The following is an 11,749-nucleotide window of genomic DNA, read 5'->3' on the forward strand; positions in this document are numbered from 1 at the left end:
ATCAATATTTAAAGAAGAGTGCATATGTATATTCACGTCAATACGTTTATTGTTATTGATGTTAGGAGTACCTGTGTTCCTTTTCTTTATGTATTCCAATTTGCTTTCAGAAGGCGTAGCTAGAAACCTGCCAATCACTTTGTTGGATTTAGATAAGTCAAGTTTGTCTCGTCAGTTTGCTAGAATGGTCGATGCTAATGCTACAATGGAGATAGCTTATGAGGTGGCTGATGAGTGGGAAGGACAACAGACGATACGAACAAATAAATCGTATGCATTAATAATTATTCCACGTGATTTTCAAAAACATGCACAAAAAGGATTAGCACCTAATATTACATGTTATTACAACGGTCAATATTTGTTGCCTGCAGGATTAATTCAACGCGATTTTCAATTGGTAGCAGGCTCGTTTTCCGCAGGAGCGAAAATAGAAGTATTAAAGAAAAGCGGTAATATGCCTGAGCAAGCAATGGGGAATGTAATGGCAATAGGCAATGAAAATCATACCTTGTTTAATCCTTATCTGAATTATGGAGCTTATTTGAATTTAGGTTTTTTACCAATGGCTTTTCAAATAATCGTGATGATTGTTACGATTTACGCTTTAGGGAATACATTAAAGTACAATAAGGGGAGAGAATTACTTAAGCAGACTGATAACAATATTGTTGCCATAGTTTTCGGGAAGATACTACCTTATACTATTGTGTTTTTCATTGTAGGGTATTTTATGAATAGTATTATTTTCTATAAAGTAGAGGCACCACTTAATGCTAGTTTTTTCATGGTTAATATGATTACCTTAAGCTTTATTGTGGTTTGTCAAGCAATTGCCATTTTTATTACTTCAATAGTAACGAGTTTACGTACAGCGATGACAATTGGAGGAGGATATACAGCACTAGCTTTCTCTTTTGCAGGATATACATTTCCGCCAGAAGGGATGAGTGGTTTTGTTCAGGGGTTAAATTATATTTTTCCTTTCCATTCTTATTTAAGATTTGTAATTAATTATGCAGTGCGAGGAATCTCATTTAACGCTATGCAGTCAGCTTATATGTTGGTATTTGTAATTTTCCTGTTGTTAGGATTGTTATCAATACCTTTATATTATCGCAGATTAAAGAAAGGAGGTTATAATGTTTAAATCATTAATTGAAGGATTAGCACTGATCTATGAAGGATTAAGACAGGAAGTAAAGTTGATCTTTTCTGATACGGCTGTGATAACCTCATATATATTCTCAGTATTATTTGTGTTTTTCTTTTATTCTTATGTTTATTCACATGAGGTAATAGAGAACTTGTCTGTAGCAGTTGTTGATCAAGATCAATCGAAGTTGAGTCAACAAGTAGGGCGCATGTTAGATGGAACCCCTCAGTTAAATGTGGACTATCGAACACAAAGTTATGAATTGGCGAAAGAATTGTACAGGGAGGAGAAAGTACATGGTATTATCTTAATACCGAAAGGATTTGGAAGAGACATTCAAAAAGGGATTTCTCCCAAAGTAGTAGCTTATGCCGATGCTTCTTATATGTTGTATTATAAGCAAACATTGGGAGCAGTGATGAAAACAGTAGGAACGATGAATGCACAGATTGAAGTTAATAAGATGATGGCTACTGGTACTAATATGAAGCAGGCTGTTGAGAATAGACGACCTTTTAATCCTGTGGCCGTACCTTTGTATAATATTAATTCGGGATACGGAACATTCTTGTTGCCCGTAGTATTTTTGATTGCTCTACAGACACTTCAGATTTCGGCAATGGGAGTAATTGGAGGAACATTAAGGGAAGGTGGTTTATTTGCACGTACTTTTGCATATGCTAATAAACGCTTTGGTATCTTCTTTTCAACAATAGGAAGAAGTTTAGCATATTTAGTGTTTTCAATGTTACTTTTAGTTATTGCCACTTTGGTTGTTAATCGTGCATACAACTTTCCGATGCGAGGTGATATGTTTGAGATTGTAGTTTTTTTAACTCCCTTTATATTATCTGTTACTTTTTTAGGAATGACAGCTATTAACTTCTTTCGCAAGAGAGAAGAGGCATTAATGGTTGTGACAATATTTTCGATACCGACATTATTGCTTTCAGGGGCTTCTTGGCCTATGCAAGCATTTCCATTGTGGTTGCAAAAAGCGTCTGTGTTTATTCCAACAACTTTAGGATCACAAGGGTATCTGGCATTGTCTCAATTTGGAGCTTCATTATATGAAATAAAAGACATTTATATCCAAATGTGGGGAATTTGCTTGTTTTATTTTGTCTTAGCACTATGGACGAATAGACGCTTTATACGTGTAAAGGAAAAGGTAGAAGAATAAAATGAATGTTATCGATAAATAGTAAAGGGCAGATAAATACATCTGCCCTTTACTATTTATTTCTTTATTGTTAGCTGATAAATTCCTGTTTGTCCAATAGGATTATCTGGGTCTTCACAAAGTAAAAACTGTATTTCACTTTCATTGTTCTTGTATAGCGTAATTCCTTCAAATTTATGAGTATCACTAATTACTTTTGTTTTTTCCACTTTCATTTTTTGGGGATTGATCCGTCCGATTAGACTTCCTTTAATCTCTCCATCTTTATAATTGGATTGTTCATCTTCTGCAGCAGCTAGAAAGTATATATAGTTATCAACTTTAACAGCATCCGTAAAAGAACTTTGTACTTTATTGATTTTAGGTAGTTTAATAGGGAAATAAGTGATTTTAAAATTGTCAATAATACTTTCTCCTGTTACGATAAAAATACCATTTTGGTGTAGATCACCATTACCTCTATTGAAGAAATACCAAGTGTCATCATTATAAATGACACCTTCAATATTAAAGTTATCATTATTAATATTAGCAAAACTCTTCATTGATTCATAGAGGATATCAAGTTCTTTTATGTTGCTTACTTCATTTGTTAGCCGATGTACTTCTACTAAGTTAATTCGCTTATCGGTAGAACCAGAACCAAAAATATAATAGAACTCATCAGAATAAGTGATGGCTTCATAGTCTGGTTTTTCACTTTTAGCGATTAGTTCTTGGCCATAATCATAGGTTGTTAAAGGAGTTTTTGTAAATAGATTATTGGTCAAATCATGGTGATAGAAGTAAGAACTATCGTCAGTGATGACATGAATTTGATCCTCGTTGTAAACCAAGCCTGATGCGGCACTGATACCAAATAAATGAAAGAGTAGTTCGAGAGTGAATTGCTTCATTGGTAATAATTAGAAAGATTATGTTTCAAATCTAATTAAAATATGTTATTTTTTATGTCTAAATGGATAAATATGAGTTTTGCAAAGAAGTATATAGCGAAAGAAGGTTTTGAATTATCAGGATGTTCAACAAAGCCAGATTTTGATATGAAACCGAAGAAAGCAGTGAGAAAGCTAGATGAGGTCAGTCGTAAGTTGGGAAAATTACAAGATATTATGTATGCACATAATCGTTATAGTGTTTTGATTTGCTTACAAGGAATGGATGCGGCAGGAAAGGATAGTTTGATTCGCGAAGTATTCAAGTCGTTTAATGCTAGAGGTGTTGATGTGCAAAGTTTTAAGCGTCCAACTTCTTATGAGCTTAGACATGATTACTTATGGAGGCATTTTGTTACTTTACCTGAGAAGGGGAAGTATACAGTATTTAATCGCAGTCATTATGAAAATGTACTGGTTTCTCGAGTACACCCAGAAATAGTTTTAAATGAGCGTATTCCAGGAATAGAAGTAATTACTGATATTGATGAAATGTTTTGGGACAAGCGTTATGAAGAGATACAGAACTTTGAAAAGCACATTAGTAATAATGGAGTGATTGTGTTTAAATTTTTCTTACACATGAGTAAAGATGAGCAAAAGAGTAGAATATTACGCCGTTTGAATAAAGATAAACACAATTGGAAGTTTGAGCCAGCAGACGTAAAAGAAAGAGAGTTTTGGGAGGAATATCAGCGTTACTATCAAATAGCAATAGAAAAAACATCTACAGATGAAGCGCCGTGGTATGTAATACCAGCAGATGATAAAGATGTTTGTCGTTTTATTTTGGCAAGTATATTAGACGAGGTGATGAGTACTTATACTGATATTGTGGTACCAGAGTTATCTGATACGTTGAAAGAAGACTTGGTTTTATACAAAGACCAGCTTTTAAATGAAGAGTAGAGAGGGGGAACTTTAAAAGTATTTGGAAAACTTTATAGTCTAATAATTTTTGTAAGGGCGCATGTTTGTAAGCAACTCATTATATTTGCAGAAATTTTTTTAAGAAATGAATCTGTCTATATATTTTAATGAGTTTAGGTATAATATCAAGTTAGCTTATCCAATTATTTTAGCAATGTTAGGTCACACTATTGTCGGTGTGATTGATAACATAATGGTAGGTAAAATTGGAGCAACTGAATTAGCAGCAGCTTCTTTGGCCAATAGTTTTGTTTTTATAGCGATATCTTTAGGTGTTGGTTTTTCTACTGCGTTGACTCCATTAGTAGCACATAGTGATGCAGAAAATAATACTCCTGTAGGGCGTTCGGTTTTTGTAAATGGGTTATTTTTATGTACAACATTAGGAGTAATATTATTTGCTTTAATCTCATTAGCAAAGCCATTACTTGTTCATATGGGGCAACCAGAAGAGGTTACTGTATTAGCAAAACCGTTTTTAGATATTGTTGCGTTGTCATTGATACCAATGATTATGTATCAAGCTTATAAGCAATTTGCCGATGGTAAGTCACAGACAAAAAACGCAATGTATGCGACAGTAATATCGAATGTAACGAATGTGTTATTGAATTATTTATTAATATATGGCATATGGATTTTTCCAGAGATGGGGATGTTGGGAGCAGCATATGGAACACTAATTTCGCGTTTGGTAATGATTGTGTATATGCACTTTTCCTTGCGAAAACAAGAGATGTTTAAACCTTTTTTAGTAGGGATTAGTTTCTCAGAAGTAAAGCAGGAAATGTTGTCTAAAATAACGAAGATTGGAATTCCTTCTGGGCTAATGAGTTTTTTTGAAGTAGCTTTGTTTGTCGGAGCAGTATGGTTATCAGGAATGATAGGGACAGTAGCACAAGCTGCAAATCAAATAGCTTTAAGCATGTCATCGATGACATTTATGTTTGCTAGTGGATTAAGTGTAGCGGCAATGATACGCGTTGGAAATCAGAGAGGATTAAAAGATTATATAAAGCTAAAGGTTGTTGCTCGTTCAATTATGTTGATGGCTATAATTATTTATATAGGCTTTGCCTTGTTTTTTATTTTATTTAAGGGATATATACCTATGCTATTTTTAGATAGTCAGGACGTGGTAAACAAGGTGGTCAATGATGAGGTAATTCAAGTAGCAAGTCAGCTGTTGTTGATATGTGCATTCTTTCAGATATCTGATTGTGTACAAGTAGTAACTTTAGGTGCATTACGTGGGTTACAAGATGTAAATGTGCCGATGATTATTACCTTTGTATCCTATTGGATTGTAGGATTCCCTGTTTCTATTTATTTAAGTTTATATACTGAAGTAGGAGCACCAGGGATATGGATAGGATTATTAGCGGGATTAACAATGGCAGCAGCTTTGTTGTATTTTCGCTTTCATATTTTATCAAATAGATTAATTAATAACAATTAATACAATTATTTATATGGAATTGCCAAAGTTTGTTTTAGCAGATAATACAGATAATCCAGATGATATCTTCATTATTCACTTAGAGTATCCTCGATTTATTATTAATTTAAGCAATGATGAAATTGAGTTTTTAGAGTCAATTGAGGAAGCAGATGAGAATGAAGTAGAAGCTGAGATGGAAGTTTTAGTAGAGCTAGCAGGAAAGTTTTACGAGCGTGAGATGGAGAGATATGTAGAAGATGAGGATTTAGAAGACTAATACCTCATTCTTTAAAATATGTCTTTAAGATTAATTGAGCAGCTGCAAACGGTGATAATTCATTGTTTTGCACTGCTTTTTTATTTGTTGTTATAAGTAGTTTTATTGTAGGGTTATTGTAGAATCGCATTAGAATGTTTTCGTTAATAGTTTCCATTAACCAGTATTGATTTTGCTCTTTCCTTCTTGCATAAAAATATTGGTTTTCTGTGGTAAGCGCGATATAGTTTATGATTAACTCCCAGATTTCTTTAATTCCTGTATGATGTAGTGCGCTACATGTAGTAACCTTAGGTGTCCAATCAGAAGTTTTTTTAGGGAATAAATGGAGAGCACGGTTGTACTCTAACTTAGCTTGCTGGGCCTTTTTTTGATTTTGTCCATCAGCTTTATTGATAACTACTGCGTCAGCCATTTCCATAATACCTCTCTTAATTCCCTGCAATTCATCACCTGCACCTGCTAAATTAAGTAGTAAAAAGAAGTCAACCATACTATGTACAGCTGTTTCACTCTGTCCTACACCGACAGTTTCTACTAAAATAGTATCAAATCCACATGCTTCGCATAAGATTATACTCTCTCTAGTTTTTCGTGCCACACCTCCTAAGCTATCACCTGAAGCAGAAGGTCTAATATAGGCATTCTCGTCTTTAACGAGCTCTTCCATTCTTGTTTTATCACCAAGTATACTACCACCTGTAACACTACTACTAGGGTCTATAGCAAGAACTGCTACTTTTTTTCCTAGCGAGGTAAGTAGTTTTCCAAATGACTCAATGAATGTACTTTTACCTACGCCTGGTACGCCAGTTATACCTATTCGAATAGAATTGTTAGCATAGGGAAGACAACCTTGGATTATTTCTTCAGCTTGTTTGTGATGCTGTACATTTAAACTTTCAACGAGGGTAATCGCTTGACTTAAAGCAACCTTGTCTTGTGCAATGATTTTTTTAATTAGCTCTTGACTGTCTAGTTTTTTTCTCCTTCTTTCCTGGAGTTTTTTTATTGCTAGTTCATTTGTACTTTTAGGTTGTTCTATTCCTTCATTTTCCTTTAAAGCAGACTGGTTATGATGAGTAGAAGACATATACGTGGTATATTTTTGGTTTGATAAAAGTAAATGTAATAAAATAATCTATTATAACATTTTGGATAGTAAAATTATGTTCCTTTGTAGAAGGATAGTTTACCTTAGTAAGCAATTAAAATGAGTATTTATGTCTAAGTTGTTCCAATCATCAAATAGCATCATTAATACAATTAATGAACAAACAGAAGCTAAAAAGACTGTTTATCCAATTTTGTTAGCGATTAGTTTTGGTCATCTTTGTAATGATTTGATACAAGCTATTGTACCCGCTGCTTACCCAATGTTGAAGGAAAATTACGACTTGACTTTTGCTCAGATAGGGATGATTACGTTTTGTTATCAATTATCTTCATCGTTGCTGCAGCCTTTAGTAGGCACCTATACGGACAAGCATCCTCAGCCATACTCTCAGATTTTTGGTATGATTTGTAGTATGTTGGGGGTGGTGACCTTAAGTTTTGCACCATCTTATTTTGTTGTATTACTCTCGGTTACATTAATAGGGATTGGGTCATCTATCTTTCATCCAGAGTCTTCACGTGTATCCTATGTTGCTTCAGGAGGTAAGCGCAGTCTTGCGCAATCAATTTTTCAGATTGGAGGAAATACAGGGACAGCATTAGCTCCATTGCTTGTGGCATGGATTGTATTGCCGAATGGACAACAATATATGTTATGGTTTTTGTTAATAGGGGTATTGGCTCAATTGTTTTATCTCTTTATTGGTACGTGGTATAAAGGAGTATTAGCCCACCAAGCGAATAAGTTAAAAAAAGTAGTTCGTGTACCTCAGTTATCTAAGGCAAGAGTAAATTTTTCGATTGTTTTATTGCTATTACTTATTTTCTCTAAGTATTTTTATGTAGCAAGCATCTCTAGTTATTTTCAGTTTTATATGATTGATAGATTTGGTTTGAGTGAGGTACAAGCCCAAGTTTATTTGTTTTATTTCTTGGTAGCTATAGCCGCAGGAACTTTAATTGGTGGTTTTTTTGGAGATAAAGTAGGACGTAAGTATATAATTTGGTTTTCGGTGTTAGGAGTAGCTCCTTTTACAATATTATTGCCTTATGCTCCTTTAGAATGGATAAGTATTTTGATTGTTGTAATTGGTTTAATTTTATCTTCTGCTTTTCCGTCGATTTTAGTATATGCACAAGAGTTATTACCACGAAAGATAGGAATGGTATCTGGGTTGTTTTTTGGATTTGCATTTGGAATGGGGGGATTAGGATCTGCTATTTTAGGATGGTTAGCTGATCGTACATCAATAGAGTTTATTTATAATGTTTGTGCTTATTTGCCATTGATTGGAATAATAGCTGCCTTTCTGCCTAATATGAGAAAAGTAAAGTTTATTGAAGAATAATTTATATCTTTAAGTAAATCAAAACTTTAGTTATGGATCCAATAGTTTATGTAATATTTATGGCTGTATGTGGAAGTTCTCATATAGTTATTCAAGAACCTAAAGATATAGAAACACCTTTTAAGGTTGAATATGAAAAGAATATATTAGTACTTGAAGAGACAATGAATAATCAATTGTTTTATCAGTCTAAGGCTCCGGTGTATTTAATGAATGAATCTGGGGATGTTCTAAGACCTTTTCGCAAGGTGCCAGAATAAGATAAAAAGAAATACGCCTTGATCACTCATCAAGGCGTATTTCTTTTTATGTATAATTAATTTTTAGAGTATTTTACCTGTTAGGAACATGGCTGCTATTGAAAAATAGATAATCAGTCCAGAAACGTCAACTAATGTAGCGACAAACGGTGCTGATGCAGTAGCAGGGTCCATTCCAAACTTTCGAAGTATAAATGGAATAAGAGATCCTGATAATGTTCCCCAAAGCACAATGAAAAGCAAGGATACGGAAACACTTAAACCTACAGCAATCCAATGCTCACCGTAATCATATATTCCGGATTTCTGCCAAATTAATATTCGGATAAAGCCTATAATACCTAAGATACCACCAAGCATAACTCCAGAAGCTAGTTCTTTGCGAAGAACATACCACCAATCATTCAGCTTTACCTCACCCAGTGCCATAGCACGGATAATTAGTGAAGCGGCTTGTGATCCAGAGTTACCACCACTAGAAATAATTAATGGAACGAATAAAGCTAGTACTACAGCTTTTTCAATTTCATCTTCAAAGTGCCCCATAGCAGAAGCAGTTAGCATCTCTCCTAAGAATAGTATAATCAACCATCCGGCTCTTTTACGGACTAATTCAAATAATGGAGTCTGTGTATAAGATAAATCTAACTCTTCCATCCCTCCGAATTTTTGAATATCTTCTGTATCACGGTCTTTGATAGCATCTAGGATATCATCGAAAGTCACTATTCCAACAAGTACACCTTTTTCAGTGATAATCGGTAAAGCAGAGCGGTCATATTTTTCAAAAATATCAAAAGCTTCTTCCGTATGTGTTGTTGTTGTAATAGCAATAAAGTTATTATCCACTAACTCTGATATAAGAGTGTCTTCATTAGCTAATAGAAGCTCACCAACTTTTAAATCGTCGATTAAACGGTTATGGTCATCTACAACATAAATATAGTTAAGCGTTTCTGCTTTTTTTCCGTATTTTTTAATGTGTTGAAATACGTCTTTAACCGTTTTATTTGCTTTGGTTTGGATATACAGCGGAGTCATTAATCTAGCGATGCTGTCTTCGTTATATCCAATCAGCTTTAAGGCAATTTGTTTTTCTTCTGCGTTAAGTAAGTTGATAGAGTATTTAATCAATTCATCTGGGAAGTTTTCTAGCAACTCTGTACGGTCATCAGGTTCAAGGTTATTTAGTACTTCTGCATAATCTTCTTGAGTCATACTACGTACAATCTCCTCTTGAATATTAATATCTAAAAAAGAAAATACTTCAACCTTCAGGTCAGGCGAAAGCTTTAAGAATTCTAAGTTTCGCTCGTTTCTTTTCATCTCAGAAATAGCTTCAGCGATATCGGCTGGGTGCAGATCTTTAAATGTCATGGATTGAAGTTTTTAAATTTTACAATTGTTACTTTTTTCGATGTGATACAAAAGTACATTTTTACGATGTATACCAAAAGAATTCTATCTGAATAATGGATAAATATGCTTATGCATTTTTTGATTATCTGATAAAATATGGTAAATGAGTACTTTTTTTATTTGATATTATGACTAAAGTAGTTTATTTGATGTATGTGCTATGTACCTTACAAAAATAGAGCCAACTTATTTAGTGACTCTATTTTTGTAAAAATATAGATTGTTTGATTGATTGATTGATTGAGTATGTTATAACAAGAAGTTAGGAAGCTTATACGTAATTATTACTCATTAGCAGCTTGTGCTTTGTCTAATAGAGGAGTATCAAGACTCTTTTTAGCTTTAGCACCCATATCTTTTAACTTTTGAACAGAGGATAGTAAATTACCTTTTCCTTCACTTAGTTTATTAAAAGCACTTTCGTACTCTTGCTTAGTATCTTCTAATTTTTTGCCAATACGAGTAAGGTCGTTAATAAGGCCAACAAACTTATCGTACAATAATCCAGCCTGTTTGGCAATCTCATAAGCATTTTCTTGTTGTTTGCGCTGACTCCACATCGATTCAATCGTACGTAAGGTAGCAAGTAAAGTTGAAGGGGTTACAATGACAATATTCTTTTCAAATGCTTTAGTATATAAAGTATTGTCTGTATTTATTGCAATTGAGAAAGCTGTTTCTATTGGAATAAAAAGCAATACAAAATCAGGGCTAGTGCCTTTGTAAAGTTCGTGATAGTTCTTGTCTGATAAATTCGTGATATGTCTGTTTAACGAGATTAGGTGATCGTTTAAATGCTGTTTTTGTGTATTAGGATCTACAGCATTTACATATTGTTCATAGGCAACTAAAGATACCTTTGAGTCGATCACCATATGTCTATTGTCTGGTAGATTGATAACCACATCTGGTTGAAGCCTACTACCTTGTTCAGTTGTATAGTTTTGTTGTGTATGGTATTCTCTTCCTTTCTCCAATCCTGACTTCTCTAAAACACTTTCTAGTATCATTTCCCCCCAATTTCCTTGAAGTTTATTGTCTCCTTTTAATGCTTTTGTTAGGTTAAGGGTCTCTTCGCTCATTTTTAGGTTCATCTGTTGTAAACCAAAGATTTGCTGACGTAATGCGGCGTGATAATCTATACTTTCTTTATGTGTTTGTTCAACTCTTTGCTCGAAGAGTTGTATTTTTTCATTTAGAGGAGAAAGTAAAGTTTCTAAACTGACTTTGTTTTGCTTAGTGAATTTATCACTTTTTTCTTCGAGTATTTTATTCGCTAAGTTTTCGAATTCAATAGTGAATTTGTCTTGTAGAGCTAATGTTTCCTTTTGCTGTTGCTCTAACCGATCTTTAAGATGGGTGTATTCTGTATCTCTAATTGAAATGCGAGCAATTAGTTCTTGATTGTCTAATCGAAGTAATTCAGCTTGTTCTTCAATTTGTTTTTTTTCTGCTTTGAGTTGTTCAATTATTTTGACTTGATAGTTGTTCTCACTGTTTAAGCGTATATTTTCTTCGCTTGATGTATTATTTTGTTTACTTGTGCTTTTTCCTATAAAGAAGGAGATGATAATTAATAGAATTAGTAGGGCTATCAGTATCTCTTGGGACATAGTATAAAGGTATTATTTCATGACGCTCAAAAGTAAGCAATAATAGGAGAGATTGAAAATAATGAATTGC

At 33.7% G+C, this 11,749-nt stretch carries 11 protein-coding genes; 7 read left to right on the forward strand and 4 right to left on the reverse strand.

What is annotated here, in order from left to right; translation table 11 throughout:
* Positions 1–58: 58 nt before the first annotated feature.
* Together GJV77_RS07670 and GJV77_RS07675 are read left to right on the forward strand one after the other, a co-directional pair.
* Positions 59–1,150: an ABC transporter permease gene (locus GJV77_RS07670; RefSeq protein ID WP_155035792.1), complete on the forward strand. Its 1,092-nt coding sequence runs from the start codon at positions 59–61 to the stop codon at positions 1,148–1,150.
* On the forward strand, positions 1,143–2,339 hold the full coding sequence (locus GJV77_RS07675) for an ABC transporter permease (RefSeq protein WP_155035793.1): 1,197 nt from the start codon (positions 1,143–1,145) through the stop codon (positions 2,337–2,339). Before GJV77_RS07670 ends, GJV77_RS07675 begins: the two co-directional genes overlap by 8 nt.
* Positions 2,340–2,395: 56 nt before the next feature.
* On the opposite strand, the gene GJV77_RS07680 is transcribed toward GJV77_RS07675, so the two are convergent.
* Positions 2,396–3,235, reverse strand: coding sequence for a DUF6929 family protein (locus GJV77_RS07680; protein ID WP_155035794.1), 840 nt, complete (start codon positions 3,233–3,235; stop codon positions 2,396–2,398).
* 72 nt (positions 3,236–3,307) lie between these two features.
* Here GJV77_RS07680 and GJV77_RS07685 point away from each other — a divergent pair, with 72 nt between their 5' ends.
* The 3 genes from GJV77_RS07685 to GJV77_RS07695 all read left to right on the forward strand — a co-directional run bounded on the left by GJV77_RS07685 (position 3,308) and on the right by GJV77_RS07695 (position 5,922).
* Positions 3,308–4,183: a PPK2 family polyphosphate kinase gene (locus GJV77_RS07685; RefSeq protein ID WP_155035828.1), complete on the forward strand. Its 876-nt coding sequence runs from the start codon at positions 3,308–3,310 to the stop codon at positions 4,181–4,183.
* A gap of 106 nt (positions 4,184–4,289) precedes the next feature.
* Positions 4,290–5,663 carry an MATE family efflux transporter gene (locus tag GJV77_RS07690; protein ID WP_155035795.1) on the forward strand — a complete coding sequence of 458 codons (1,374 nt, stop codon included), beginning with the start codon at positions 4,290–4,292 and terminating at the stop codon, positions 5,661–5,663.
* Positions 5,664–5,676: 13 nt separating this feature from the next.
* The gene (locus tag GJV77_RS07695) at positions 5,677–5,922 is read left to right on the forward strand and encodes a hypothetical protein (RefSeq protein ID WP_155035796.1); all 246 of its coding nucleotides are present in this window, start codon (positions 5,677–5,679) and stop codon (positions 5,920–5,922) included.
* A gap of 4 nt (positions 5,923–5,926) precedes the next feature.
* On the opposite strand, the gene meaB is transcribed toward GJV77_RS07695, so the two are convergent.
* The gene (meaB, locus tag GJV77_RS07700; protein ID WP_155035797.1) at positions 5,927–7,015 is read right to left on the reverse strand and encodes a methylmalonyl Co-A mutase-associated GTPase MeaB; all 1,089 of its coding nucleotides are present in this window, start codon (positions 7,013–7,015) and stop codon (positions 5,927–5,929) included.
* Between the two features lie 130 nt (positions 7,016–7,145).
* On the opposite strand from meaB, the gene GJV77_RS07705 reads away from it, so the two are divergent.
* Together GJV77_RS07705 and GJV77_RS07710 are read left to right on the forward strand one after the other, a co-directional pair.
* Positions 7,146–8,387 (forward strand): MFS transporter, encoded by a 1,242-nt coding sequence (locus GJV77_RS07705; protein WP_155035798.1) that lies wholly within the window; start codon positions 7,146–7,148, stop codon positions 8,385–8,387.
* Between the two features lie 32 nt (positions 8,388–8,419).
* Positions 8,420–8,647, forward strand: coding sequence for a hypothetical protein (locus GJV77_RS07710; protein WP_155035799.1), 228 nt, complete (start codon positions 8,420–8,422; stop codon positions 8,645–8,647).
* A gap of 63 nt (positions 8,648–8,710) precedes the next feature.
* On the opposite strand, the gene mgtE is transcribed toward GJV77_RS07710, so the two are convergent.
* Both mgtE and GJV77_RS07720 read right to left on the reverse strand, forming a co-directional pair.
* Positions 8,711–10,024 (reverse strand): magnesium transporter, encoded by a 1,314-nt coding sequence (gene mgtE, locus GJV77_RS07715; RefSeq protein WP_155035800.1) that lies wholly within the window; start codon positions 10,022–10,024, stop codon positions 8,711–8,713.
* A 326-nt stretch (positions 10,025–10,350) separates the two neighbouring features.
* Positions 10,351–11,679, reverse strand: coding sequence for a DNA recombination protein RmuC (locus GJV77_RS07720; protein WP_155035801.1), 1,329 nt, complete (start codon positions 11,677–11,679; stop codon positions 10,351–10,353).
* Positions 11,680–11,749 lie beyond the last annotated feature (70 nt).

Source organism: Myroides pelagicus (assembly GCF_009711055.1).
Lineage (GTDB): Bacteria > Bacteroidota > Bacteroidia > Flavobacteriales > Flavobacteriaceae > Flavobacterium > Flavobacterium pelagicum.

Coding starts and splice junctions, on each gene's coding strand:
- GJV77_RS07680 (WP_155035794.1), bottom strand. CDS start 3,235: ATGAAGCAATTCACTCTCGAACTACTCTTTCATTTATTTGGTATCAGT.
- GJV77_RS07705 (WP_155035798.1), top strand. CDS start 7,146: ATGTCTAAGTTGTTCCAATCATCAAATAGCATCATTAATACAATTAAT.
- GJV77_RS07670 (WP_155035792.1), top strand. CDS start 59: ATGTTAGGAGTACCTGTGTTCCTTTTCTTTATGTATTCCAATTTGCTT.
- GJV77_RS07685 (WP_155035828.1), top strand. CDS start 3,308: ATGAGTTTTGCAAAGAAGTATATAGCGAAAGAAGGTTTTGAATTATCA.
- GJV77_RS07695 (WP_155035796.1), top strand. CDS start 5,677: ATGGAATTGCCAAAGTTTGTTTTAGCAGATAATACAGATAATCCAGAT.
- GJV77_RS07710 (WP_155035799.1), top strand. CDS start 8,420: ATGGATCCAATAGTTTATGTAATATTTATGGCTGTATGTGGAAGTTCT.
- GJV77_RS07720 (WP_155035801.1), bottom strand. CDS start 11,679: ATGTCCCAAGAGATACTGATAGCCCTACTAATTCTATTAATTATCATC.
- meaB (WP_155035797.1), bottom strand. CDS start 7,015: ATGTCTTCTACTCATCATAACCAGTCTGCTTTAAAGGAAAATGAAGGA.
- mgtE (WP_155035800.1), bottom strand. CDS start 10,024: ATGACATTTAAAGATCTGCACCCAGCCGATATCGCTGAAGCTATTTCT.
- GJV77_RS07675 (WP_155035793.1), top strand. CDS start 1,143: ATGTTTAAATCATTAATTGAAGGATTAGCACTGATCTATGAAGGATTA.
- GJV77_RS07690 (WP_155035795.1), top strand. CDS start 4,290: ATGAATCTGTCTATATATTTTAATGAGTTTAGGTATAATATCAAGTTA.